The sequence below is a fragment of the Peteryoungia aggregata LMG 23059 genome (genome assembly GCF_030814435.1).
Classification (GTDB): Bacteria; Pseudomonadota; Alphaproteobacteria; order Rhizobiales; family Rhizobiaceae; genus Allorhizobium; species Allorhizobium aggregatum.
The window spans coordinates 230,695-256,063 of record NZ_JAUSUW010000002.1 but is presented as its reverse complement, the minus strand read 5'-3'; the positions used below and the strand labels follow the sequence as shown (position 1 = coordinate 256,063).

General features: G+C 60.1%; 28 protein-coding genes. 22 read left to right on the top strand and 6 right to left on the bottom strand.

Annotation, left to right across the window (positions count from 1 at the left end):
* Positions 1 to 5: 5 nt before the first annotated feature.
* The 6 genes from J2045_RS04140 to motA form a co-directional block, all read right to left on the bottom strand.
* A complete protein-coding gene (locus J2045_RS04140) occupies positions 6 to 446 on the bottom strand; it encodes a BspJ family T4SS effector nucleomodulin (protein WP_166600648.1) in 441 nt (146 codons plus the stop codon).
* A 5-nt stretch (positions 447 to 451) separates the two neighbouring features.
* On the bottom strand, positions 452 to 1,534 hold the full coding sequence (gene flhB / locus J2045_RS04135) for a flagellar biosynthesis protein FlhB (RefSeq protein WP_307369706.1): 1,083 nt from the start codon (positions 1,532 to 1,534) through the stop codon (positions 452 to 454).
* Between the two features lie 181 nt (positions 1,535 to 1,715).
* Positions 1,716 to 2,753 (bottom strand): flagellar motor switch protein FliG, encoded by a 1,038-nt coding sequence (gene fliG / locus J2045_RS04130; RefSeq protein WP_307369703.1) that lies wholly within the window; start codon positions 2,751 to 2,753, stop codon positions 1,716 to 1,718.
* Positions 2,754 to 2,781: 28 nt separating this feature from the next.
* Entirely contained in the window at positions 2,782 to 3,411 is a 630-nt protein-coding gene (fliN, locus tag J2045_RS04125) for a flagellar motor switch protein FliN (RefSeq protein WP_166600651.1), read from the bottom strand.
* A gap of 60 nt (positions 3,412 to 3,471) precedes the next feature.
* On the bottom strand, positions 3,472 to 4,425 hold the full coding sequence (locus tag J2045_RS04120) for a FliM/FliN family flagellar motor switch protein (protein ID WP_307370091.1): 954 nt from the start codon (positions 4,423 to 4,425) through the stop codon (positions 3,472 to 3,474).
* The gene (gene motA, locus J2045_RS04115) at positions 4,422 to 5,300 is read right to left on the bottom strand and encodes a flagellar motor stator protein MotA (RefSeq protein ID WP_166600652.1); all 879 of its coding nucleotides are present in this window, start codon (positions 5,298 to 5,300) and stop codon (positions 4,422 to 4,424) included. Before motA ends, J2045_RS04120 begins: the two co-directional genes overlap by 4 nt.
* A gap of 225 nt (positions 5,301 to 5,525) precedes the next feature.
* Here motA and flgF point away from each other — a divergent pair, with 225 nt between their 5' ends.
* From flgF to J2045_RS04005, 22 genes are all read left to right on the top strand, one after another.
* A complete protein-coding gene (gene flgF / locus J2045_RS04110) occupies positions 5,526 to 6,260 on the top strand; it encodes a flagellar basal-body rod protein FlgF (protein WP_166600653.1) in 735 nt (244 codons plus the stop codon).
* A gap of 18 nt (positions 6,261 to 6,278) precedes the next feature.
* Positions 6,279 to 7,670, top strand: a complete 1,392-nt coding sequence (gene fliI / locus J2045_RS04105) for a flagellar protein export ATPase FliI (protein ID WP_166600654.1) — start codon at positions 6,279 to 6,281, stop codon at positions 7,668 to 7,670.
* Between the two features lie 2 nt (positions 7,671 to 7,672).
* The gene (locus tag J2045_RS04100) at positions 7,673 to 8,239 is read left to right on the top strand and encodes a flagellar protein (RefSeq protein WP_307369692.1); all 567 of its coding nucleotides are present in this window, start codon (positions 7,673 to 7,675) and stop codon (positions 8,237 to 8,239) included.
* Positions 8,240 to 8,314: 75 nt separating this feature from the next.
* Entirely contained in the window at positions 8,315 to 8,710 is a 396-nt protein-coding gene (flgB, locus tag J2045_RS04095) for a flagellar basal body rod protein FlgB (RefSeq protein ID WP_307369690.1), read from the top strand.
* Positions 8,710 to 9,132 carry a flagellar basal body rod protein FlgC gene (gene flgC / locus J2045_RS04090; protein WP_307369689.1) on the top strand — a complete coding sequence of 141 codons (423 nt, stop codon included), beginning with the start codon at positions 8,710 to 8,712 and terminating at the stop codon, positions 9,130 to 9,132. Before flgB ends, flgC begins: the two co-directional genes overlap by 1 nt.
* Positions 9,129 to 9,467: a flagellar hook-basal body complex protein FliE gene (fliE, locus tag J2045_RS04085; RefSeq protein ID WP_166600658.1), complete on the top strand. Its 339-nt coding sequence runs from the start codon at positions 9,129 to 9,131 to the stop codon at positions 9,465 to 9,467. The genes flgC and fliE overlap by 4 nt, the downstream gene beginning before the upstream one ends.
* 15 nt (positions 9,468 to 9,482) lie before the next feature.
* On the top strand, positions 9,483 to 10,271 hold the full coding sequence (flgG, locus tag J2045_RS04080) for a flagellar basal-body rod protein FlgG (protein WP_166600659.1): 789 nt from the start codon (positions 9,483 to 9,485) through the stop codon (positions 10,269 to 10,271).
* Positions 10,272 to 10,288: 17 nt separating this feature from the next.
* On the top strand, positions 10,289 to 10,765 hold the full coding sequence (gene flgA, locus J2045_RS04075) for a flagellar basal body P-ring formation chaperone FlgA (protein ID WP_166600660.1): 477 nt from the start codon (positions 10,289 to 10,291) through the stop codon (positions 10,763 to 10,765).
* 14 nt (positions 10,766 to 10,779) lie between these two features.
* The gene (locus J2045_RS04070; protein ID WP_370872990.1) at positions 10,780 to 11,883 is read left to right on the top strand and encodes a flagellar basal body P-ring protein FlgI; all 1,104 of its coding nucleotides are present in this window, start codon (positions 10,780 to 10,782) and stop codon (positions 11,881 to 11,883) included.
* Entirely contained in the window at positions 11,880 to 12,416 is a 537-nt protein-coding gene (locus J2045_RS04065; protein ID WP_307369681.1) for a MotE family protein, read from the top strand. The genes J2045_RS04070 and J2045_RS04065 overlap by 4 nt, the downstream gene beginning before the upstream one ends.
* The gene (gene flgH, locus J2045_RS04060) at positions 12,413 to 13,132 is read left to right on the top strand and encodes a flagellar basal body L-ring protein FlgH (protein ID WP_166600663.1); all 720 of its coding nucleotides are present in this window, start codon (positions 12,413 to 12,415) and stop codon (positions 13,130 to 13,132) included. The genes J2045_RS04065 and flgH overlap by 4 nt, the downstream gene beginning before the upstream one ends.
* 20 nt (positions 13,133 to 13,152) lie before the next feature.
* Positions 13,153 to 13,674: a flagellar basal body-associated FliL family protein gene (locus J2045_RS04055; RefSeq protein ID WP_166600664.1), complete on the top strand. Its 522-nt coding sequence runs from the start codon at positions 13,153 to 13,155 to the stop codon at positions 13,672 to 13,674.
* Positions 13,671 to 14,408, top strand: coding sequence for a flagellar type III secretion system pore protein FliP (gene fliP, locus J2045_RS04050; RefSeq protein WP_166600665.1), 738 nt, complete (start codon positions 13,671 to 13,673; stop codon positions 14,406 to 14,408). The genes J2045_RS04055 and fliP overlap by 4 nt, the downstream gene beginning before the upstream one ends.
* A gap of 249 nt (positions 14,409 to 14,657) precedes the next feature.
* On the top strand, positions 14,658 to 15,584 hold the full coding sequence (locus J2045_RS04045) for a flagellin N-terminal helical domain-containing protein (protein ID WP_307369677.1): 927 nt from the start codon (positions 14,658 to 14,660) through the stop codon (positions 15,582 to 15,584).
* A 402-nt stretch (positions 15,585 to 15,986) separates the two neighbouring features.
* Complete coding sequence (locus tag J2045_RS04040; RefSeq protein WP_307369676.1) at positions 15,987 to 16,967, top strand: flagellin N-terminal helical domain-containing protein; 981 nt, start codon at positions 15,987 to 15,989, stop codon at positions 16,965 to 16,967.
* 487 nt (positions 16,968 to 17,454) lie between these two features.
* Positions 17,455 to 18,465, top strand: a complete 1,011-nt coding sequence (locus J2045_RS04035; protein WP_307369673.1) for a flagellin N-terminal helical domain-containing protein — start codon at positions 17,455 to 17,457, stop codon at positions 18,463 to 18,465.
* A 304-nt stretch (positions 18,466 to 18,769) separates the two neighbouring features.
* Positions 18,770 to 19,732: a flagellin N-terminal helical domain-containing protein gene (locus J2045_RS04030; RefSeq protein ID WP_307369672.1), complete on the top strand. Its 963-nt coding sequence runs from the start codon at positions 18,770 to 18,772 to the stop codon at positions 19,730 to 19,732.
* A 265-nt stretch (positions 19,733 to 19,997) separates the two neighbouring features.
* Positions 19,998 to 20,651, top strand: a complete 654-nt coding sequence (locus J2045_RS04025) for a GTPase (protein ID WP_307369669.1) — start codon at positions 19,998 to 20,000, stop codon at positions 20,649 to 20,651.
* Entirely contained in the window at positions 20,648 to 22,000 is a 1,353-nt protein-coding gene (locus J2045_RS04020; RefSeq protein ID WP_307369667.1) for a MotB family protein, read from the top strand. The genes J2045_RS04025 and J2045_RS04020 overlap by 4 nt, the downstream gene beginning before the upstream one ends.
* A gap of 3 nt (positions 22,001 to 22,003) precedes the next feature.
* Positions 22,004 to 23,350 carry a chemotaxis protein MotC gene (gene motC / locus J2045_RS04015; RefSeq protein ID WP_307369664.1) on the top strand — a complete coding sequence of 449 codons (1,347 nt, stop codon included), beginning with the start codon at positions 22,004 to 22,006 and terminating at the stop codon, positions 23,348 to 23,350.
* A 2-nt stretch (positions 23,351 to 23,352) separates the two neighbouring features.
* Positions 23,353 to 24,765: a flagellar hook-length control protein FliK gene (fliK, locus tag J2045_RS04010; RefSeq protein WP_307369661.1), complete on the top strand. Its 1,413-nt coding sequence runs from the start codon at positions 23,353 to 23,355 to the stop codon at positions 24,763 to 24,765.
* The gene (locus tag J2045_RS04005; RefSeq protein ID WP_307369659.1) at positions 24,689 to 25,270 is read left to right on the top strand and encodes a transglycosylase SLT domain-containing protein; all 582 of its coding nucleotides are present in this window, start codon (positions 24,689 to 24,691) and stop codon (positions 25,268 to 25,270) included. Before fliK ends, J2045_RS04005 begins: the two co-directional genes overlap by 77 nt.
* Positions 25,271 to 25,369 lie beyond the last annotated feature (99 nt).

Genomic DNA, 25,369 nt, shown 5'->3' with positions numbered 1-25,369 from the left:
CAAACTCAACCGTACATAGGGGATGCCTGGCCCTTGACGAATTGCGCCTCCTTGAGGCGGTCTTCCAGCATGCGTGTATTGGTGTCGGGGTCGCCTGAGGTGTCGTGAAAAGCGATATGCTTGATATCGAGACCCGCGTGCTCGTTGGTCAGGGTCAGTTGCGAATAGATGGTGATGCCACGCGGCTTGATTTCCAGATCGAGCACGATCTCCGGCGGGCCTCCCCACTCAAGGCGATAGTCCCCGCCCGCCCCGAAGACGACAGTGCCGGGATGAAAATAGAGTTCAGCAGCCGAGGACACGAGGTCTGACAGGTTGCCGTAAAGTTCGAAACGCAGAAGTGAAATAAGATCGGCAGCATCCAGAAGGCGCAACTCACTCGCAACGGGGCTGATAGCCTCGGCCACGATGCGTTCACGCTGATTCGTATAGGAGCACTTCTTCATCGGGGCTAGCGTATCCGTCTTTTGGGGGCTTTCGACGCATAGACCCGGTGCACGAGTTCTGCGACTGCCTTGTAAAATATCGACGGAATGACGCTATCGACCGAGACTTGCGCAAACATGGAGCGTGCGAGCGGAGGGTCTTCGAAAATGGGGATATCGTGTTCCCGGGCGATCTCGCGGATCTTCAGTGCCACCAGATCCTGGCCTTTCGCCACCACCATCGGCGCTTCGTTCTCCTCCCTGACGTAACGCAGTGCGACCGCATAGTGGGTCGGATTGGTGATCACCAGCGTCGCCCGGGGCACGCTCGCGATCATGCGCTTGCGGGCGCGGTCGCGGGCAATCGACCGCTGACGTGCCTTGACGATCGGGTCGCCCTGCGCCTGCTTGTACTCCTCCTTGACCTCCTGCTTGGTCATGCGCAGCTTCTCGTACCAGTGGTAGCGAGTCCAGAAGACATCGATCGCCGCCAGCAGACCCGTGGCCATGACCACGATGATCATCATTTTGTTGAGGATCTCCGAGAACTTGACGAAGATGACCTGGGGATCGGAGAACATGGTGTCGATGACGGCGAAATAGTCGCTGCGCAGCGCGAAGACTAGGATCGCCGACAAGATGACGATCTTGAAGATCGACTTTGCGAACTCGACCATACCCTGCGCGCTGAAGATGCGTTGCCAGCCCTTGAAGAGCGAGATGCGATCCAGCTGTGGCCTGATTCGCTCGAGAACAAAGGCCGGCATGTGCTGGGCCACGTTCCCGCCCACGCCAAGCAGGATCAGAATGATCAGCATCGGTGCGAGGAAGGTGCCGATCTCCCAGGCGAGAAAGGTGAACAGCGAGACGACGTCGACGGCCGTTCCTAGCCGCCATTGCTCGGGTTGCTCGAATACGTCCTTAAGCGCCTGCCCAAGTCGCGCCATCGAACCTGGAAGGAAAAATACGGCATAGAGATAGAAACCGAGCGCTGTCGCAAAGAGCGGCACCTCCCGTGAAGTCGGGATGTTGCCCTTCTCCATCGCATCGCGAAGCTTTTTTTCGGTAGGGTCTTCGGTCTTGCTGTCTTCGTCGTCATCATCGGCCATGACCGCTGCCATCCTCGGAGGCTTGCACCGGGCGGGATCGCTGCCCTGGCTGAAGAAGCCGGAAGCGCCCCGCGCTGGCGGCTCGCCGGATAGATACCGGCCACGAGAACGTAAACACCCGCCGATTGCGGTTCAATCGGCGGGTGGACAAAGCCTGGGGTTTTCAACAGAGGTGACGATGTCAGGCGGCCTGGGTATCGCCTTCTGTCTCTTTGAGCTGGATCTGGCCGGCATTGGCGAGGCGAATCGCTTCTTGCGCCACGGCACGCCGGGCGATTGCGATCTCGCGCGGATTGATGCCGGCGGTTCCTGCCTGCAGGTCCGATTCGATCATGCGGCGGGAACGCGGGCTAAGCGAGGCCAGCACGCATTCCTTGATCTCGGCACTGGCGCCGCGCAGCGCCATGGTGAGGATTTCGCCGGAAATGTCGTTCAGCAACAACACGCGGCTGCGCTGCGGCATGACCAAAAGATCCTCGAACAGGAAGATCTTCGGGCGAACCTTGTTCACCGATTCCTTGCTGATCGATTCGAGAGACTGGAGCAAGGTGTCGACTTCCGGCTTTTCCAGCTCGTTCATGAGTTCCGCCACCTTGGCCGAACCGGTGGAGTTCTTCTCGGCTTCGATCTCCGCAATCAGGTCGTGAACACGGTTTTCGATGATCTGGGCTGCCTTGGGACTGACATTCTTCAGATTGACCGTGCGGTTCATGATATCCGCCCGCCGGCTTTCCGGCAGCTTGAGCAGCACCTTTGCACCGAAGGAGGAGGGCAACATGGAAAGGATGTAGGCCACGGTCTGTGGATGCTCGCGCATCAGGAAGCGTGCGATGAAATCAGGATCGGCATCCTGAAGACGATCCCAGATGGATGCTTCGAACGCCTGGAAGGCAGTGCGACGACCGAGCAGTCCGTCGACCTCTTCAGGCGTCAGGCCTTCCTCGAGAATGCTCTCGATGGCCTTCGCATTGTCCATCAACCCGGCGCCCTCGGTGAAGAGGTCCTCAAACTCGTTGACGAGTTCGGTCAGCTCATCCGGCGGGATGGTCCGCAAGGTTTGCGCCGATGCGATGATCGTCTGCAGTTCGGCCTGGGTGAAGTATTTGAGCAGCTTTCCGGCGACACCCTTCCCCATGGCCAGCAGCACGGCGGCTGCCTTATCGGCCTGGGAAAGCGGTTTTCCGGTTAAGGGGCCGCCAAAATCGTCAAAGTCCATCATGGTCTTGTCCTCTCTGGCCCGTCATGGGTCAGGATGTCTTGGTCGCCATCACTTCAATCAGTTTGACACCAAATCGTGTATCGTCGTTTTCGAGAACGGTGATCTCGCCGCGCGCGATGCGCCGGCCATTCACCATGATCTCGACGGGCTCGCCGATCTTCTTGTCGAGCGCGATAATGGCGCCCTCCTCGAGGCTCATCAGCCCGGAAACCTGCATTTTGCTTGATCCGAGCACGATCTGGACTTCGATCGGGATGTCCATGATCAGGTCGAGATTGGCGCTCAGCCCGCTGCCAGGCTCCTGCTGGCTGCCGGTCGAGCCACCGAAATCGCTGCCACCGCCGAAATCGCTTGTCCCACCGAAATCGCTGCTGCCGCCGAAATCACTGCCGCCGCCAAGATCGCTCGATCCGCCAAAATCGCCCAAACCGAAGTCATCGCTCGGCGAGGCTGCAGCGCCGCCGCCGAAATCCGATTCGAACGCCGCCAGCGGATCGTCCTTGAGACCGAGGTCGGGGCCGAAGTCGCCCAGCCCGCCGTCGGCATCTGCCTTCAGGACGCCGCGAAGGTCATCGACCGCCTGGTCGAAATCACTGTCGCTCGCACCTGGCATCGCCAGTGCGTCGTCATCCTTCGGTGGTGTCTTCTTCGTTGCCATGGGTACACTATTCCTCTTGAAACTTGCCTCAAGCTGCCGTGGGGCTAGCCCCGTAAATGCTTAGCTCATCAAATGTTTTAGAATTTCATCTTCACTGCTCACATTGTCCTTGACGCGCACCGTATAGTTTTCGCCGGCGCGACCGAATTCACAGCGGTAAAGATTCTTGCCATTGGCGCTGACGTCGACCATGACGTCTTCCTTGTCGCGGAAGGGGATGACGTCGCCGGCGATCAGGCGCGAAACAGTGGCGAGTGTGAGCGAATCAAGTCGGATCCGCGCTTCCAGTGTGACCTGGGAACGGCGAACCTGTTCCGCAATCTGCTCCTGCCATTCCTTCTTGGATTTCCCTGCCTGGTTCTTCGATTTCGGCATGGTCACCGTCGTCTTCAGCAGCGCCTTCTGCGGAATGACCAGGTAGAATTCGGAGGTCACCGTGCCGAGCGTAATGCCGAGCTTCACGGTCGCCGCATATTCGTCGACGTGGTCCTCGTCCGGTTTCAGTCGGTCTTCGGCGTTGTGCGCCTTTTCGAGCAGCGGCTCGAAACCACCCTGAGCGTTGACGCCGGACCTGAGAACATTCGCGATCTTGTCAAAAACCATCACGGCCAGATCGAGTTCGATTTGCGAAAGCGGTCGCTCGATCGGTTCCTGGATCGTCTCGGGCAGGGCGCCGAGCAGGTTTTCCATCAACGTGATGACGAAACCATTGCCGCAGCCCAGCACGAAGTTTGGCGACCAGTTGCGCAACTGTCCGTCCGCGAACGAGACGTTGTCACCGAGATCGGCGATCAGGTCGGTCATCAGACCACTTTCGTGGCCGTTGTAGTGAACCTGCATGGAAAGTCCGGTCTCGCTGTGAAAGACGTCCGGCAGGAATTCGACATAGAGCTGGCCAAAGTCGGCGCAGAGCTTCTGCAGTGTCTTGGAATCGCCCAGACCGCCAGTGAGCTTGGCGAGGAGGGCGCGGTCCATCCCGGGGGCTTTTTCAGAGATCGTCTCGGTCATGGTCAGGCTGCCTTGCTTTCACCGCCGCCGCCGGGGTTCATCATCTCCTGTTCGACGGCATCGATCGACGGACGCTCGTAGGACGAGATGGTCTTGCGGCCATATTCGAGTGCCACCTGCGGAACCGAGCCGTTCATATAGGCAAGCAGCGTCTGCTTCACGATGATGTAGAGGCGATGCTGCTTGGTCCGGACGGCCTTGATCTGCGAGATGATCGGGTTGCACATGCAGTAGGAGAGGAAGATGCCGAGCATGGTGCCGACGAGTGCGGCGCCGATCAGGCCGCCGAGAACTTCCGGCGACTCGTTGATCTTACCCATGGCCTTGATAACGCCGAGAACCGCCGCGACGATACCAATCGCCGGGAAGCTGTCACCCATGGCGGTCATCGCGTGGTACGGCTTCATCTTGTCGTAGTGGATGGTCTCGATTTCCTCGTCCATCAACGCCTCGATCTCATGGCTACGGGCATTGCCGATGATGATCAGGCGGACATAGTCACAGATGAAGGCCGTGAGCTCCTTGTTCTTCAAAAGATTGGGAGCAGCGGTGAAGATCGAGGATTCTTCCGGATTGTCGATATGGGCTTCGATCTCGTTGCGCGACTTGGTGCGAAGGTCGCGCATCAGCGAATAGAGCACGCCGAGAACGTCGAGATAGTCGCGCTCCTTCGGAACCGTCTGTTTGAAGGCTTCGCCGAACGCCTTGCCAGTGTCTTTGATGACCTTCATCGGGTTGGCCATGATGAAGCCGCCGATACCGGCGCCGCCGATGATGACGAGCTCGAAGGGCTGGAAAAGGACGTCCAGGTGGCCGCCCATGGCCATGTAGCCGCCGAGAACGCAGCCCAGTGTAATGATGAAACCGACAATGATGTTCATTTTTGCCCGCACCCGAACGTTACTATTCACCGTAAGCGATAGAGCTCCTGCCTTGCGTGAGGCTGAATCCCGGCTCCAATTTTGGGCTGCATAAGGCGCCCGGTTCCCGGGCTTGCCCCCGACAGTTTCGCGCAAGCCTTTTACCGCAAGAAGAGCGGATAGAGCGTAGGCCATCCTGCGTTAAATAATGATTTACTGATATTCTTCACCTGCGGAGGCAAAGCGGTGCAATCCGGTATCTACGTGTCCCTGTCGTCGCAGATGGCGCTTGAGCGCCGTCTGACCACCATTGCCGACAACATGGCCAATGTGAACACGGTCGGCTTTCGCTCGACGGACGTGAAGTTCGACGAAATGCTGAGCCGCACCGGCAACGAGATCAATGCGAAGATCGCCTTCGTCAGTCAGGGCAACGATTACCTCTCCACCAAGAGCGGCGAGTTGCACGAGACCGGCAACGTTCTGGATTTCGCCATCAAGGGTGATGCCTGGTTTTCGATCGACACCCCGGTTGGCCAGGTCCTGACCCGCGACGGACGCTTCACCATGACCGATACGGGCGAGCTCGTTTCGACCCGTGGCTATCCGGTTCTCGATGCCGGCGGAGCTCCCATTCAGCTCAACCGAGCCGGCGGCCCTCCGGAAGTGGGCGCGAGCGGTCAGATCATGCAGGACGGTCGTGTGGTCGCCACGCTCGGCATCTTTACCGCCGACGTGCGCAATGGCTTCCTGCGTTTCGAAAACAGCGGTGTGACCACCGTCGACAACCCGCAACCGGTCGTCGACAATCCGGAAGTCTCCGTGCTTCAGGGTTATGTCGAGAACTCCAATGTCAACGGTATCGGCGAGATGACCCAGCTCATCCAGGTCAATCGCGCCTTCGAGGCGATCAGCGCGCTGATCAGTTCGAGCGAAAGCACAATGAGCGAGGCGATCAAGGTCCTCGGTGGCGGCAACTGAGCCTGAGATCGGAGAGTCATGACTGCCCCGACACCCGACGAATTTCCACTTTCACCGAAGCTCGGACAACTGGCGGCGCTGGCGCAGCGGTATTCCCATGCCAGCAACTCCGTCACGCATGGTGGGCACGTCCGGACGATCGCTGCCGGCCACTATACGGTGACGGGTCTTTCGCGGCATGTGCGGCTCGGTGAGTTTGTTGCGCACCGGTCTGCCTCGGGCGTACATCTGGGCGAAGTCGTGCGGGTGGAGCCGGATGTCTGCTATGTCTGCCCCATCGAGCCCGGGGAGCCGATCGGTATTCATGACGTGGTAATTCGCAAGGGTGCGTTCCGCGTGGCCCCTGATGACAGCTGGTGTGGTCGTACGATCAATGCGCTCGGCGATCCCATCGACAACGGTCCTGCGCTGGCGCCGGGGCCCGAGCGCCGTCCGATCTCCACGACCGCGCCCCCGTCCATGACCCGCCGGCGCGTCGAAACGGGCTTCAAGACCGGCGTTCGCGCCATCGACATCTTCTCCCCGCTTTGCCTCGGCCAGCGTCTCGGCATTTTCGCCGGTTCCGGGGTCGGCAAATCGACGCTTCTGTCGATGCTCGCCCGCGCCGATGCCTTCGACAAGGTGGTCATCGCTCTGGTCGGGGAACGTGGCCGCGAAGTCCGCGAGTTCATCGAAGACACGCTGGGTGACAACATGGCGAAATCGATTGCCGTGGTCGCGACCAGCGATGAGAGCCCGATGCTCAGGAAAATGGCGCCGCTGACGGCGATCACCATTGCCGAGCATTTCCGGGACCAGGGGCAGAACGTGCTCTTCATTGTCGACAGCGTGACCCGCTTTGCCCATGCGATCCGCGAAGTGGCGACCGCAGCCGGCGAACCGCCGATCGCCCGTGGCTATCCGGCCTCGGTCTTCACCGAGCTTCCGCGCTTGCTCGAGCGGGCAGGGCCGGGGGCAGAGGGCGCGGGCACGATCACCGCCATCATCTCCATCCTCGTCGACGGTGACAACCACAACGATCCGATTGCCGATTCGACTCGTGGCATCCTGGATGGCCATATCGTGCTCGACCGCGCTCTCGCGGATGAGGGACGCTACCCGCCCATCAATCCCCTGACCTCTATCTCGCGACTGGCGCGCAAGGCCTGGACGGCGGAGCAGGAAAAGCTGGTTTCGCGCCTCAAGGCATTGATTCATCGATTCGAGGAAACCCGTGACCTGCGATTGATCGGTGGTTATCGCAATGGTTCGGATCCCGATCTCGACATGGCGATCAAGCAGGTCCCTGTCATCTACGACATTTTGAAGCAGACACCCGGCGAGAAGCCGGCGCTCGACGCCTATACCGATCTGGCCAATGCCCTGAAGGCGGCTGCGGGTGGCGGACAGGGCATGAGACAGAGAGGCTGACCATGACCGATTTCGACGCTGACGAGCCGGTGGCCCCGCTGAGGCAGGTTGTTGTTCGACGCCGCATTCCGACCATCGATCGCGTGCTCGCCCTCACCGGAATTGCACTCGCTTGCGGCGCGGCCTTTTTTCCCTGGTATGTCTTCTTCAACGAGGAGAAATTCGGGATCCGCGTCGCTGATTGGGAGCGTACGCGCGATCTGCCGGAAGGTCCCGGCCGCAATGTCTTCAGTGTCTCGCCGCTGGCCCTGGTGGACCGCGACGACGAGGGAGGTGATGGAGACGCAGAGGCACCCGTCGACCAGATCGTCACGGCAACGGTTCCTACCCTTGGTCGCGAGCGTCCCGAAGGTCTGGAGACAGCTGGATCCCAGCCTTTCCCCGGCAAGAGTGGATTTCGCCTTCTGCATGTCGCGAATGGTCGGGCACTCATTGAGGACAAGGGCGGCATGTATCTTGTCCGTGTGGGCTCGATTCTGCCTGACAACAGCCGTGTTGCAACGCTCGAGCAGCGCGATGGCAAATGGGTGATCGTCACCTCTTCTGGCGAGGTTTTGCAAAACAATTGACGATGTGTGGGGCGGGCAAGTCCCACGCAAGATTACCGGCCTAGGCTCCGATCAGTAATAGACGGAGTGATGTGAATGAATCCCATCCAGTTGTTCGAGCTGGCATCCCGGCAGGCGGAATGGCTTTCCGTGCGCCAGCAGGTCGTGGCGACCAACATCGCAAATGCCAACACCCCGAAATACCTGGCCAAGGACATTACGCCCTTCAGCGCGGTCCTGGACAAGACGGGCATGGTTCAGGGCATGGCCGTGACCCAGCCCGGCCACATGGCGGCCAACGATATGAGCGACCGCAACATTGCCGTGGAGGATGAAGATCTCAACAACGAGATCGGCATTCAGGAATCGGGCAACACCGTCGCTCTCGCGCAGGAGCTGAGAAAGACGGGCGAAATCAAGCGCAATCACGAGCTCAATACCTCGCTGATGTCCTCCTTCCATCGCATGATGCTAATGACGGTGAAACGCTGATGACTGATCCACTACTCGCAAGCTTGAGGGTCGCAGGGAGCGGACTGGAAGCACAGTCGACACGCCTGCGTATCGTGTCCGAAAACATCGCCAACGCACGCACGACCGGCGACACTCCTGGCGCTGATCCCTATCGCCGCAAGACGATCACTTTCGGTTCAGAGCTGGACCGTGTGACTGGCGCAGAGACGGTCGAGGTCAGGAAGCTCGGCGTCGACCAGGGCGACTTCATTGAGGAATACGACCCGGGTAACCCGGCGGCCGACGAGCGGGGTATCGTCAAGATGCCGAACGTCAACATCCTGATCGAAATGGGCGACATGCGTGAGTCCAACCGCACGTACGAAGCCAACCTGCAGACCATCAAGCAGACCCGAGAAATGATTTCCGCAACAATCGCGCTGCTGAGGGCCTCGCAATGATCGAATCCGTAACCAAAACCAGCGCGCTTTCGGGCATCAACGGCCTGGAGTCCCTTTCCAGCTCGTTTTCCACCCGAGGCGTCACCACCGAAGGTACAACACCGGGCACCATGACCGGCGAGACCTTCATGTCGGCGCTGAGCAATGTCGCAACGGAGGCCGCCAACAACCTGAAACAAGCCGAGCAGACATCGTTTGACGGCTTGATGGGCAAGGCGAACACCCGCGAAGTCGTCGATGCGGTCATGCAGGCCGAACAGTCGCTCCAGACGGCGATCGCGTTCCGCGACAAGATCGTCAACGCCTATCTCGAAATCACCAAGATGCAGATCTGACAGGGGTACCGAACTATGAGAGCGCTCGCCATCGCAGCCACGGGTATGGACGCCCAGCAGACCAATCTTGAGGTCATTGCAAACAACATTGCCAACATCAACACGACGGGCTTCAAGCGCGCACGCGCCGAGTTCTCCGACCTTCTGTACCAGACGGAACGCGCCCAGGGCGTGCCGAACCGTGCCAACCAGGCGATTGTGCCGGAAGGTGCCAATATCGGTCTCGGCGTCCAGACGGCCGCCGTCCGAAACATCCATACCCAAGGCCAGCTCACCCAGACCGGCAACGAGCTCGACCTCGCCCTGATCGGTCGCGGCTGGTTCCAGATCGAGAGCCCTGATGGCACAACGCTTTACAGCCGCTCCGGCGCCTTCAACATGAACGCCGAAGGCCAGCTGGTGACCATCGACGGTTATCTCGTCACCCCGCAGATCACCATTCCGCAGGATGCCAGCGAAGTCGTCATCAGCCGGACTGGCCAGGTACAGGCACGCATCGGCAACGATGCCGACTATACCGAGCTCGGGCAGCTGACCGTTGCCAACTTCGTCAATGAAGCTGGCCTGAAGCCTCTCGGTGACAACCTGTTCGCCGAAACTGCCGCTTCGGGTGCCGCCATTGTCGGCGCGCCGGAAGATCCGGGCTTTGGCTACATCAAGCAGTCCTACCTGGAAGCTTCGAACGTCGACTCGGTGAAGGAGATCACGGACATGATCTCTGCTCAGCGCGCCTACGAGATGAATTCCAAGGTCATCACCACTGCCGACGAGATGGCTCAGATCGTCAGCAAGAACCTCAAGTAAGACAACTGGAGGCAAACATGAGGTTTCGCCGCAAAATCGGACATGCCTTGCGCGCGGCGGCAATTGCCGCCGCTGCCCTGGGCTTTGGCGCCGGCATTGCCTGGGCGCAGAACACGGCCGTGATCCCCAAGCAGGTGATCTATCCCGGCGAAACCATCGCATCCGAACAGGTCGACGTCGTCGCGGTGACCAACCCCAACCTCGCCGGCGGCTACGCTCGGACCAAGGAGGAAGTGGTCGGCATGGTGGCCAAGCGCACGCTGCTTCCCGGTCGCACCATTCCGGTCCACGGTCTGCGCGAGGCCTTCGCCGTCAAGCGCGGTACAAGTGTCCGGCTGACCTTTGCGATCGGCAACATGCTGATCAGCGCCAGCGGTACGCCGCTGACCGATGCCTCCGTCGGCGAAGTCGTCAAGGTTCGCAACATCGATTCCGGCTCGATCGTGTCAGGCACGGTCATGGCCGATGGTACCGTACAGGTGATGGCAAAATGAGACTGATTGCTCCCATGCGGTTCGCGCTTTGCGCGCTGGCGCTGGTCCTGGCTCCCCTTGAGCCGGCACTCAGTGCCAATTCGCGCATCAAGGACATCGCCTCCCTTCAGTCGGGTCGCGACAACCAGCTGATCGGCTACGGCCTGGTCGTGGGTCTGCAGGGCACCGGCGACAGCCTGCGCTCCTCGCCCTTCACCGACCAGTCGATGCGCGCCATGCTTCAGAACCTCGGGATCTCGACCCAGGGCGGACAGTCCAATGCCAAGAACGTCGCAGCCGTCATGGTCACTGCGAATCTGCCTCCGTTCGCCAGTCCCGGCAGCCGTATCGACGTGACGGTGAGCTCTCTGGGTGACTCCACCTCCCTGCGTGGCGGAACGCTGGTGATGACCTCTCTGACGGGCGCCGATGGCCAGATCTACGCGGTCGCCCAGGGGTCGGTGGTCGTATCAGGCATCAACGCCCAGGGTGACGCTGCAGCCGTGCAGCAAGGGATCACCACCTCCGCCCGCGTGCCGACCGGGGCGATCATCGAGCGTGAGTTGCCGTCCAAGTTCAAGGATAGCGTCAATCTCGTCCTGCAGCTGCGCAATCCCGACTTCACCACGGCGCTGAGGGTATCCGACACGATCAACGCCTATGCCGCCGCCAATTACGGCGCTCCGATTGCCGAGGCGCGCGACAGCCTGGAGATCGTTGTCCAGAAACCTCGGACAGCCGACCTCGCACGGTTGATGGCCGATATCGAAAATCTGGTTGTCGCAACCGATTCGCCCGCGCGTGTGGTGATCAACGAGCGCACCGGCACCATCGTCATCGGCGCCGATGTCCGCGTCTCGCGGGTGGCGGTCAGCTACGGAACCCTGACCGTCCAGGTCCAGGAGACGCCGCAGGTCATTCAGCCTGAGCCATTCTCGCGCGGTGAGACGGCGGTGCAGCCGCAGACCGATATCTCGATCCGTCAGGAAGGCGACCAGATCGCCATCGTCGACGGTCCTGACCTCAGAACGCTCGTCAGCGGCCTGAACAGCATCGGGGTCAAGCCGGACGGCGTTATCGCGATCCTCCAGGGGATCAAGTCCGCCGGCGCCCTGCACGCGGAGCTCGTCCTGCAATGATCCAGCTGAAGAAGTTTCGTTTCTCCCGCGTCGCCCTGCGCAACACCGTCGCCGTGATCGCGATTGCCACGCTGCCCGCCTTTGCACAGACCGCCGTCGGCCAGCAGCAACCGCCGGAAAGCGCGACGGAAGCCGAGATCCGCCAGTTCTGCACCGGCATCGCCGATGCAGCCCGCGACCAGCGCTACCTTCTGCAGAAGCAGGAGCTCGAAAAGTTGCAGGCGGATGTCGACAGCCGCATCGCGATCCTTGAAGAGAGGCGCACCGAGTATGAGGACTGGCTCACGCGCCGGAACGAATTCATGAAGCAGGCCGAGGGCCAGCTCGTGGAAATCTACAAGAAGATGGCGCCGGATGCGGCAGCCCCACAGCTCGAGGAGACCAATGTCATCCTCGCCGCCGCCATCATCATGAAGCTGCCGCCCCGCCAGTCGAGCCTCATCCTGACCGAGATGAGCCCGGACAAGGCGGCGCAGGTCGCCTCGATCATGTCGAGCGCCGGCGACCCCACTACATCGAAGGACCCGTCATGATGAAGCGTTACCCGGCTCTGCTGGCCGTTCTCCTCCTCGCTGGCTGCCAGAGCCAGACCGTCAAGGAAATCGGCAACGCGCCATCCATGAGCCCGATCGGGTCCGGCCTGCGCTACAGCCAGACCCCGCAGATGGCCATGTATCCGAAGCAGCAGGCCCAGACGGCCAGCGGCTACTCCCTGTGGAGCGACAGCCAGTCGGCGCTGTTCAAGGATGCCCGCGCCCTGAACATCGGCGATATCCTGACAGTCAACATCGAGATCAACGACCGCGCCTCGTTCAACAACGAGACGGATCGCAGCCGCGACAACTCGACCGGCCTCACCTGGGGTGCGGAAATCTCAAACTTCCTCGGCTTCTCCACCGATACCGGCACCACGGGGGATCTCTCGACCGATTCGACCACCAGTTCGTCCGGCAAGGGCTCGACCGAGCGGTCCGAGCGGTTGAACCTTCTCGTCGCGGCGGTTGTCACCGGTGTTCTCGAAAACGGAAACCTCTTGATCAGCGGTTCCCAGGAAGTGCGCGTCAATCACGAACTGCGCATCCTCAACGTTGCTGGTATTGTCCGGCCTCAGGATGTCAACGCAGACAACGAGATCTCCTACGACCGCATTGCCGAGGCGCGCATCTCCTATGGTGGCCGTGGCCGTCTGACCGAGGTCCAGCAGCCGCCGATCGGCCAGCAGGTCGTCGACATCTACTCGCCCTTCTAACCGGATCCGAGGACAGACAAATGGAAGAACCTCAGGAAGGCGAAGGCAAGAAGAAGTCGGGTCTCATGGCCCTACTGATCCCGCTTGTCGTCTTGACTGCGGTCGGCGGCGGTGGCGGTTGGGTTATCGGCAACATGCTTGCCCCGCAGGTAAAGCAGGCCGACGAGGCCGCCAAGGCGGCCGAGGCCGCTGCAGCCGGCGAACATGGCGGCGAGGCGAAGAAGGACGAGGAGGGGCTCCCCAAGATCTCCACCGAGGCCAACGGCGTTGTCGCGCTTGAGCCGATCACCACGAACTTGGCCTATCCTTCAGAAAACTGGATCCGCCTCGAGGTCGCGCTGATGTTCAACGGTCCGCCGGACGTGCAGATCGCCGAAGCGGTGCATCAGGACATCATGGCTTATCTGCGCACGGTTTCGCTGCAGCAGGTCGAAGGGCCCAGGGGCTTTCAATATCTCAAGGATGACCTTCAGGAGCGAGTTGACCTGCGCTCGGAAGGCCGCGTATCCAAGGTGATGTTCAGAACGCTCGTGATCGAATGATTCGGTTTCTCCTCCTCGTCGCCGTCATGATGATGGCGCCGGAACTGGCTGTGGCCCAGCAGTTCCCGACGGATATCTTCAACACCCCGATCGATGGATCGGTGGCGGGGTGGATCATTCGTACCTTCGGTCTGCTCACGGTGCTCTCGATTGCGCCGGGCATTCTGATCATGGTGACGAGCTTTCCGCGTTTCCTGATCGCCTTTTCCATCCTGCGCTCCGGCATGGGGCTCGCGACTACTCCTTCCAACATGATCCTGACGAGCATGGCGCTGTTCATGACCTTCTATGTCATGGCGCCGACGATGGATCGTTCCTGGCGTGAAGGCGTGCAGCCGCTTCTGAGCAACCAGGTAACCGAGGCGGAAGCTGTAGCGCTGATCGCCGAGCCGTTCCGCACCTTCATGACGGCCAACACCCGCGACAAGGATCTGGCGCTCTTCGTCGATCTTGCCAACGAGCGGGGCCAGGCCACCATCGTCGACGGAAAGGTTGACTACCGTGTCCTTATCCCGGCCTTCATGCTGTCGGAAATTCGCCGCGGCTTCGAGATCGGATTCCTCATCATCCTGCCCTTCCTCGTCATCGACATGGTGGTGGCAACCATCACCATGGCCATGGGTATGATGATGCTTCCGCCGACCTCCATTTCACTGCCTTTCAAGATCCTGTTCTTCGTCCTGATCGACGGATGGAACCTGCTCGTCGGCAGTCTTGTCCGGTCGTTCGTTTAAGTTAACCATCCCTGCTTACGGTTGATTCACTACGCTCCCTTACGGGCGATTTACCACGTCATCAGTGCCCCTTGAGCTACCTTCAAATGTAAAGAAGTTGGCAAGGATTGGCTGCGAGTTTGGACCTCGCACGACGGGTCTGGTAGCAACAAAAAAATACCAAATGGCATGATGCCGAACGCTCGTGACCGGTAAGTTTATGAAGTCCGGTATGTCCCCTCCTGTATCTCGTTTAAGGGACAAATTGACATGGCCAGCATTCTGACCAACTCCAGCGCGATGTCCGCGCTTTCCACCCTGCGCTCGATCGCTTCCAACATGGAATCGACGCAGAACGCCATCTCGACCGGCATGAAGGTTTCCAAGGCTTCTGACAACGCTGCCTACTGGTCGATCTCGACCACCATGAAGTCCGACAACCTGGCGCTCAGCGCCGTGACGGACGCTCTCGGCGTTGGTGCTGCAAAGGTTGATACTGCCTATGCCGGTATGGACTCTGCAATCGACGTCATGACCACGATCAAGGCCAAGGTCGTTGCCGCCCAGGAACAGGGCGTCGATAAGGCCAAGATCCAGGAAGAAATCGTACAGCTGAAAGAGCAGCTTGAGTCGATCGCCAAGAGCTCGTCCTTCAACGGCGAAAACTTCCTAGCCGTAGAAACCATCGAAACGAAGACGGTCGTCTCCGGCTTCATCCGCGATGCTTCGGGTAACGTGGCTGTCAAGACCACCGAATACGAACTGAGCCAGGACAATCTGCTCTACCGGTTGGATGCGCAGGGCGAAATCGACGACGCTCAGGAATCGATCCTGACCAGCACGGATAACGTGACCGTCAGTGGTGCGACTGCCGCTGTCGCTTCGATCAAGATCGTGGACCTGGATGTTGAGGCCGACGACCTCGACGTTGCTCTGGCCTCTATCGACCTTGCTCTCGAAAAGATGACGAGTGCCGGCGCCCAGCTCGGTTCGCTGTCTGCCCGCGTCGATCTGCAGTCTGACTTCTCTTCGAAGCTGTCCGACGCCATCGAAAAGGGCGTTGGCCGTCTCGTTGACGCCGACATGAACGAAGAATCGACCCGCCTCAAGGCCCTGCAGACCCAGCAGCAGCTGGCAATCCAGGCGCTCTCGATCGCCAACAACGACTCGCAGAATATCCTGTCGCTCTTCCGTTAATCACAAGAACCGGCCGGCCCGTGAGGGCCGGCTAGACCATCCCGACGCCGATATGCCTTGGTGGCTGACCAGAGGCGCGCGAAGGGAGAGCTTAACCCTCCGGTGGCTGAACCGGACCGGAAGCTACACGAAGGCCGCGTTCGGAAACGAACGCGGCCTTTGCGTTTTATTAATCATGATCTGCTACGCGCGTGTGCGCGCGAAGGTTGCAAAAAAACTGCCAAAAATGTCATTTCCCGTTTTCGTTTAGGCCTTCATTAACCTTGATGGTTTTATCTAAGCCTATCGAAGCGGCGAGCTAACTCTTAAAAATCAGCCAGTTAGCAGGCATGATGCTGTGCGCCGTTACCGGTGAGACCGGAATGTCCCTTCTTAGTCAGCCATTCAAGGGGCACTACTACCATGACGAGCATTCTTACCAATATCGCCGCCATGTCGGCACTCCAGACGCTGCGCTCGATCGGCAGCAGCATGGAAGACACCCAGGCCCGCGTATCGTCCGGTCAGCGCGTCGGCGAAGCCTCCGACAACGCAGCCTATTGGTCGATCGCCACCACCATGCGCTCCGACAACATGGCGCTGTCGTCGGTATCCGACGCTCTCGGACTTGGCGCCTCGAAGATCGACACTGCCTACGCCGGTATGGAATCGGCCATCGACGTCGTCAAGGAAATCAAGGCCAAGCTGGTCACCGCGACCGAAGAAGGTGTCGACAAGGCCAAGGTTCAGGAAGAAATTGCACAGCTGCAGGAGCAGCTGATGTCGATCGCCCAGTCGGCTTCGTTCAGCGGCGAAAACTGGATTGCCGGCGATGCTGCTGATGTGACGGTTGTTTCCGGCTTCGTACGTGATGCGAGCAACAACGTATCTGTAAAGACAACGACTTACACGCTCGACTCTGCAACCGCCGGCGAAATGACGCTTTTGTTCGGTGGAAATACAGGTGTCATTGATGACACGAGCGGCATCCTCGGAACTATCGGCTCCGCCTGGACCACGACAGACTTCACGATCCCATCGACTGGTGCTACTACCCAAGGTGCGGGTACCGCTGTCGCGAACTTCTCCGTCTATACTCTGGACATCAACGGTTTTGATGGCGACGCCATGGCGGAGGCTCTGACGCTCGTTGATGCAGCTCTCGCATCAATGACCAGTGCAGGCGCCGAGCTCGGCTCGATCTCTATGCGTATCGACCTGCAGGAAGATTTCGTCAACAAGCTGTCGGACTCGCTCGACTCCGGTATCGGCCGTCTCGTCGACGCCGACATGAACGAAGAATCGACCCGCCTCAAGGCGCTGCAGACCCAGCAGCAGCTGGCAGTCCAGTCGCTCTCGATCGCCAACTCTTCTTCGGAAGTCATCCTCTCGCTCTTCCGTTAAGATTGAAGAGATCCAGCATCGAAGCCGCCCTCCGGGGCGGCTTTTTGCGTCTTATACCAAGTCTCGATGATAGGAACCTATAGGATCGGCTCGATCGCCCCTGCTGGCTAGGAGAGGTTCGAAGAGCGATGCTCGCGCATCGGTCGAGGAACTCGACGACGCCATAAGGGACGAGAAGCCGACCGAAGGTGGCTTATGGCAGGCCTCTGGCGTTGTTGCGCCGCTTGGCCGATGCGACAGCATCGCCCGGCGCGTCGCGCCTAGCCAGCGACCCGCCAAAAGCCATCCTATAGGTTCCTATCACCGAGATTTGGTATTAAGGAATTTTTCAGATCCAATTAACCATGCGTTAACCATAAGCCGGTTACATGAGGTCATGTAACGATGAGTTAACCAAGACGAAGAACTGGTTAAGGGCATTAGGCCGCATCATCGTTCCCGGAAAGACCGGGATGTCCCCAGATCTAGCCATTTAAGGGACACGACCGTGACCAGCATTTTGACAAACAACGCAGCGATGGCTGCACTTCAGACACTCCGCACACTCGATGCGAACATGCAGGATACCCAGGCGCGTGTATCCTCTGGCCTCCGAGTTGGGGGAGCTTCCGACAACGCCGCCTACTGGTCCATCGCAACCACAATGCGATCCGACAACATGGCGCTCTCTTCCGTCCAGGATGCCCTCGGTCTCGGCGCCGCCAAGATCGACACCGCCTATTCTGCGATGGAAAGTGCCATCGAAGTGGTTAAAGAAATGAAGGCCAAGGTTGTCGCCGCCACCGAAGAAGGCGTCGACAAGAATAAGATCCAGGAAGAGATTGACCAGCTGCAGGAACAGCTCGCATCCATATCCGAGTCTGCCAGCTTCAGTGGTCAAAACTGGATTGCAGGCGGAGTGGATACTTCCGACAACGCTGCCGGTAACCCTCAGGAAGTGACTGTCGTCTCTGGTTTTATACGAGACTCGAACGGTAACGTCTCCGTTTCTACAACCGCCTATTCACTCGACGCGACCACGGTTGGCGGAATGACGGTGCTTTTCGGCGGTGATGCCACCGGCGCAATCGATCCCGACTCGGGTATACTTGGTAGTGTGTCCACGACTTACGACGCCGTGGTCGACTGGAACAACAATGGTGTGCTTGGAGAGACTGCCGCTGAAATAGACACATTCTCAATTGCGAATCTTGATATCACCGGATTGACCACCGCCGGCATGCAGGAGGCGCTCGCACTCGTCGAATATGGTCTCCAACAGATGACCAGCGCAGCCGCCGCACTCGGCTCCATCTCCATGCGCATCGGCATGCAGGAAGACTTCGTTGCCGGTCTTACCGACTCGATCGACAGCGGTATTGGCCGCCTCGTCGATGCCGACATGAACGAAGAATCAACCCGCCTGAAGGCGCTGCAGACCCAGCAGCAGCTCGCCATCCAGTCGCTCTCGATCGCCAACACCTCTTCCGAAAGCATCCTGACTCTCTTCCGTCAGTAAGCGGCGCTCTGGCTAGGGGCGACTTCGTCCCGCCCTGACAGTGTCGGATGTTCTCGGTGTGAATCCGCGCCTCGCAAGAGGCGCGGATTTTCGTTTGAGCCTTGCGCGAAACTTTTGGCATTTTCGTTTCGACTACAAAAGATAAGTCGATCGCTTGCCATGTCATCGGTCTCCTTGTTAACTGCCGCTGTTAACGATTTGTTAACGGTGACGGGGACCGCGCGTTTGCGCGTTCTGCATGATGCCCTCCCGTCTTGCCGGCCTGCGCCGGATGCGCAGTCCGACACGCTTAGGGGCACCAAGCATGACCAGTATTATGACCAATGCGGCCGCCATGGCTGCGCTGCAGACGCTTCGTTCGATCGACACCAACCTCGAGACGACCCAGCGGCGCGTTTCCTCGGGTTACCGGGTAGAAACAGCAGCCGACAATGCCGGCTATTGGTCCATCGCCACCACGATGCGCTCCGACAACGCAGCGCTTTCCACCGTATCGGATGCTCTCGGCCTTGGCGCTGCCACCGTTGATACCGCTTACACGGCGCTCGACAACGTCGTCGACGTCATGTCCACGATCAAGGCGAAGCTCGTGGCTGCGAGCGAGCCGGGCGTCGACAAGAACAAGATCAACGAGGAAATGACACAGCTGAAGAATCAGCTGATTTCCGCAGCGCAGTCCGCCTCCTTCTCGGGCGAAAACTGGCTCTACAACACCAATGCCGCGCCTCTGGGCACCAAGCAGGTCGTCTCATCCTTCGTGCGCGGTGCTGATGGCAGCGTTCAGGTCACAACGCTCGACTTCAATACGGAAGAATCCGTGTTGATCGACATTCAGGATGCCTCGCAGGGCTTCCTCACCAAGGCGATCGATGCCGATGTCCTGCGCAATACCGGTACCGGCGCCCGCGAATATTTCCTTCTCGACATGGGCGCCCCCCCGGCGGGCGCGACAGAGATCGCGATTGACACCACCACGGACAAGGAACAGCTCGACGACATGATTGCCGTCGTCGACAATGTGATCCAGCAGTTGACTGATGCTGCCGCTACCCTCGGCGCGATCACCAGCCGCATCGAGATGCAGGACAATTTCGTTTCCAACCTCATGGACGTGATCGACAAGGGTATCGGTCGTCTGGTCGATGCCGACATGAACGAGGAATCAACACGCCTCAAGGCGCTGCAGACCCAGCAGCAGCTCGGCATCCAGGCGCTCTCGATCGCCAATACCAGCGCCGAGAAGCTTCTCACCCTCTTCCAGCGATGACGACTGAGGCGCCGGATGCCAGAGCATCCGGCGCTCTCGTTCCGTTGTGAAACAGGGTGCGGGAAAACCCATTCATCTTCGCGCAAGTTTGAACCCCTAGCTTCAGGAAGAGCACGTGGCCCGAATGGGCCGAGCCGTGCCGAAAGAGCTACGATCGATTTCGGTGGATGAGAGAACGCGTACGGGACATGCTGATGGTTGATCTACTTCTGATGCAAGGATGCATCCGCCGGACCGGACCTGTCGCCGTTGGAGGCGATTGCCGATGAGCATGCCTTTGGCCCGCTATCTCAAGGATTTTTCGACCCAGGCGGCACCACCGGCGGCGCCGGCTCCAAGCTTCGACATGCCCGTTGTTGACGAGTTCGACCTCGATTTTCCGGCCTTGCCCCAACCGGAAACGGAACGCGTGGATATCGATGCGATCAGGCGTGAGGCCTATGCAGAGGGCCATGAGGCCGGAGAGAAGGCGGCGACGGAACGCTTCGAGGTCGACCGGCAGGCAAACGATATCGCCCATGCTCAGGCGCTTGCCGAACGCGACCAGCGTTTGCGCGATGAGTTTGCCGTGATGGTTGCCACCACGCTCCCCGAACTGATCCAGAAACTCTCGCTCGTCGTCAGCGAGCAGGCTGCCATGGCCCTCGCTCCTGTCATCGGCGAAGCATTGGCCGAAAAGGCCGTGAAGGATCTCGCCGACCTGCTCCAGGCAGCGATCGCGTCGGGCGATGCGGGCACGATCGAGGTCAAGGGGCCGCGATCGCTCTTCCAGAAACTCCAGTCGGAAATGCCTGAACACGCAAGTTTCCTGCGCCACGTGGAAGACGAAGATCTGGATCTGACGGCCGAATTTGGTGACGCGGCGCTCGTCACCCGCATTTCCGCCTTTACGGCGAGCCTCAGGAAGGTGTTGGCATGAGTGACGAGAACCATCACCACGGCAAGAGCCAGATCATCATCGTCAAGCGTCGCAAGGGTGACCATGATGGCGCCCATGGTGGAGCGTGGAAGATTGCCTTCGCCGACTTCATGACTGCGATGATGGCCTTCTTCCTCGTCATGTGGCTGGTTAATGCCGCCAACGAGGAAACCAAGGCGTCCGTGGCGAGCTATTTCAACCCGATCAAGCTCTCGGATGAGAAGCCGACCGAGAAGGGGTTGAAGAAGCCCGTCGAGACGAGTGAGGGTGAAGAGAAGCAGGAGCGGTCTCAGGTCGACGAGGACCAGGACAAGGTAGGTTCTGCTGCCGCCACGGGTGACGACCAGACGGCGTCTTCGGGCGACCAGGCCAACTATTCCGAGGCCGACTTCTTCGAAAATCCCTATTCCGTCCTGGCGGAAATCGCCCAGGAGGTCGGGCAGCAGGCGAATGTCAGTGCCAAGGGTGAGGGCGGTGCGGCCGATTCTGGTCCTTCGACCGGTGCTCAGGGCGGCGAGGCCTATCGCGATCCTTTCGATCCGGATTTCTGGACTCAGCAGGTGCAGACCGCCAACGGTCCGCCCGGTGAGCCGACGGATGCGCAAGCAGCAGCCGAGCAGCCACAACAAGCGGCCGAGCAGCCCCCTGTGGATCCTGCCGCTCCCTCAACGGAGCCGGAGCAGCAGATCGCTCTCGTGGTTCCCGGCCAGAAGCCGGCAGTCGAGGGAGCGACGCCAGGCGAGGCGTTGGATGCTGAGAAGCCGGCTGTTGGTCCTGAGGCCAAGAGCGACGTCGGAACCTCCGAGCAGTCGGAGACCATGCCTGATGTTGCCCCTGATGTGGCAAAGGCAGATCAGACGGCCGAGGCGCAGTTCGAGCAGCAGCTTGAGGCCGCCGCAAAGCTGAAGGCGGAAATCGAGAAGGCGATCGGAGGAGCTGCTGGCAAGCTGGCGGAAGGTCTTCTCGTCACGCCGTCTGAAGGCGGTCTGCTGGTAACCATCAGTGATCAGAGCGATGCAGCGATGTTCAATGTCGGTTCGGCTGTGCCGCGTCGAGAGCTGGTACTCGCCATGGAGCGGCTTGGTCAGATCCTGCAGGAAAAACAGGGGCGTATCGTCATTCGCGGTCATACTGATGCCCGCCCGTTCCGCGGCACCGAAAATGACAACTGGCGCCTGTCAATGGCACGCGCTCACAGCGCGTACTACATGCTGGTGCGCGGCGGCCTGAGCGAAGATCGCGTCGAGCAGGTGTCGGGCTTTGCCGATCGGCGTCTGCAGGTGCCGGAGGATCCGTTTGCCGACGCGAACCGTCGTATCGAGATCCTGATCGAAGCGGAACAGGGGTAACCGATGGCAATTCGGCGGTTGTCCCTCTGCTTTCTGCTCTCCGGTCTGGCTGCACTCGCGGTCGGGCCGGTCAGCCGTGCGCAGACGGTGGATGAGACGCTCGAGCCTTACCGGATGCTGCGTTCGCTCCAGTTTGTCCAGGATACGGTGGTGCGTGGCGACCACTCCGCAGCCGACATGCAGCGCTTCATGCTCGGCACCATTGACGAACGGCTGCGGACCGCAGACCCGCAGGTGTTCCAGGATACCCGCAATGTGGACGCAGCCCTGATCTATGCGATGAGTGGCGGAAATCCGGCGACCCTGGAGTTCCTCGTTGCCCGGGACATCAACGGTAATTTCGACAACCGCATCAGTGACGCCTTGCGCAAATACCTGAGCGGCAAGGGCACGCTGATCTCCAAGACGCTTGGAGACATCGCGACCGAATACCGCGACGACAAGATCGGTCCCTATCTGGCGCTTGTTGCCGGCAATGTGACACTCACGCAAGACCCCGCCGCCGCCCTGAAGTTCTACGATTGGGCTCGCTTGACGGCGCCTGGCACCATCGTCGAGGAGGCGGCCTTGCGCCGCTCCCTGGCCGTTGCCCTGGATGCCAAGATCGTCGACAAGGCTTCAATCTATGCGAATGGTTACGCCCGGCGCTTCCTGTACTCTCCCTATGCCAGCCAGTTTGCCGATCTCTTCGTCCGCTTCGTGGTCGAACACTACGAGGTCCTGAAGGTCGAGGACATCGAAGCCACCCTCGGCTACATGGATATCGACCGCCGTCGAGAGGTCTACCTCAGGGTGGCACGTGAAGCCGCGATCGCGGGGCGAAAGGATCTGGCGACCATGGCCGCCGATCAGGCCAAGCTGCTATCGGGCACCGAAGAGGGAGCCGATGCTCTCGCCCGGCTCTATGGCAGTCTCGTCGGGGTCCCGACCGAGAATGTCGATGATGCGATGCAAGCCCTGATGCAGATCCCGGAAGAGGTGCTGTCCCCGAGAGACCGGGCACTTCGCCAGGCGGCGGAGACCGTTGCCAAGGAAGTGCTGCGCAAGCCTGAGCCTGCTGCGACGCCCCGCACGGCTCCCGTCGAGGGCACTGCGGGCAACGACGCTGCAGACGCTGCCGCAGATCCCGAACTTCAGGATCCGTTCGCCCAGCCCCAGCCCCAGCCCCAGCCCCAGCCCGAGCCTGTCTCTGCTCCGCCTGAAGAGCCCCCGGTCGCGCCGGCGGTGGCCGGCGCAGAAGTCCCGGCAACCGAGCAGGCCGACATTGATCCGGAACTGCGCAGCTTCGTCGAAACCGGACGTTCTAAACTCGATGCAATTGATGATCTTCTCCAGAAAGAAGGCCCTTGACCATGATGGACGCGCTCTCAGCCCCCAGACTTCCAGCTTCGGATGGTGCCGTCGGCCAACAGACGGGCGGGCGTTCTGAAAGGACCGAGGACGGCGGCTTCTCGAAAGTGCTCTCGAGTTCCGGGCAGAAGGAGCGCGGCGGGCGTGACGACAACACGGCTGCTGCGGCGCAGTCCGACGCCGAGGCGGGTGACGCACAAGCATCGATCAAGGGGCTGTCGGCCGGAGACAGACAGCTTCTGATCGACATGGGTGGCAATCTTTCCACAGATCTCGAGGCCTTGTCTGCGGACATCTCGGTCGATGACCTGGCAAGGCTCCTGGCCGCTGCCAAGGCGCAGGCACGCGGTGATTCCAAGGAGGGCAAGGAGCCGGAGATCGACATCAGAGGGCTCGATCCGAAGCTCAAGGCAGAACTCGCCAAGGCCCTTGCCGCCGCTCGGGAGCGCAATGGCGCTGAAGAAGGTGAGCAGACGGCTGCCGGCGAGGGGCTTGATGAAGCGGCGACCTCCGAAACCAAAGGTCCGGATCTGAGTGATGTTCTGCAGCTCCTCGCGGGCGTTGATGGCGCAAAGACCGCTCTCGACGATCAGCGAACGACTGCGGAGACGAATGGTAAGGACGACCAGAAGCAGAAGATGCTCGACGGTCTCCCCGTGACAGCCGTCACCGAGGATTCAGCTGACTCTTCGACCTCGGATAAGGGCAAGGACGAGGGAGAACGAGATTTCCGGTTCATCAGGGCAGATGGCAAGGGACAGCCGCTTCTTCTGCGCAGTGAAGCTGCAGCCGGGGCACAGGAGACGGAGCCAAAGACTGTTGAGACAGTCACTGTCGTCGACAGCCGCCGCTACATTGCGCCCATCTCTACCACCAACGGTGCGTCGATCACCGCCGCCATGCTGGGGGACAGCGAGTGGGTTAGCGCCATGTCTCCCGGTTCTGAGCTGGCGAACGCAGCTACCCATTCAAGCCAGGGCAAGGTTGTTCATACCCTGAAGATCCAGATGAGCCCCATCGAGCTGGGCAGTGTGACGGCAACGCTCCGTCTCTCCGGTGAGGAGCTGAGCGTGCAGCTGACTGTCGACAACCCGGCGGCACTTCGCCAGCTGCAGAACGATCAGAGTGACATCTTGAAGGCCCTGAAGGCCCAGGGACTGGTCGTTGACCAGGTACAGGTCAACATGCAGCTGGCCCCAGCTGATCGCAGCACCGACGCCGGCCAGAATGGCACTTCGAACCAGCAATCCGGTCAGCAACCGTCTCAGTTCGCCAATCAGGGTGGAAGTGAACGTCAGCAACGTGGTGAATCGGCAGGCAACGGGGTGAGGATGGCTGATGAACGTATGGTTCAAACGAGCGACGCCCCGACTGTTGACGCTCGCGGCGCTCGCCCTGATCAGCTTTACGTCTGAGGCGGCAGCGAGCCGGGGTGGCTGTGAAGCCGCGATCGGCGCTGCAGCGGCCAAGTACGGTATTCCGGAGGGAATTCTCTACTCTGTTGGCCTTACAGAGACGGGTCGCAAGGGGAGTCTGCAACCCTACGCCATGAACGTCGAGGGCAAGGCCTTCTACTTCGAGGGACTGGAAGATGCGCTCGCAGCTTTCCAGCGCGCGAGGGATGGGGGCGCCGTCCTGATCGACGTAGGCTGCATGCAGATCAACCAGCATTTCCACGGGGAGCACTTCACCTCGGTGGAGGCAATGTTCGACCCGAAACGGAACGTCGAGTATGCGGCACGCTTCCTGAGCAACCTGCATGACCGGCATGAGACCTGGACCATGGCGGTTGCGCGATACCATGCGGGACCCAATAATGACCCTGCGCAGAAGCGTTATGTCTGCCGTGTGATCGCCAATCTGGTCGCCACTGGCTATGGAAACTGGACGCCCGGAGCGCGACAATTTTGCGGTGAATAGCAACCGAAAGTTGTTTGACAGCCATGATTGTGCCGATTTGCTAATTGTGGCGAGACTGCGATACAGAAGGCCAGGACAATAGCTTGTGCGAAGCTTGCG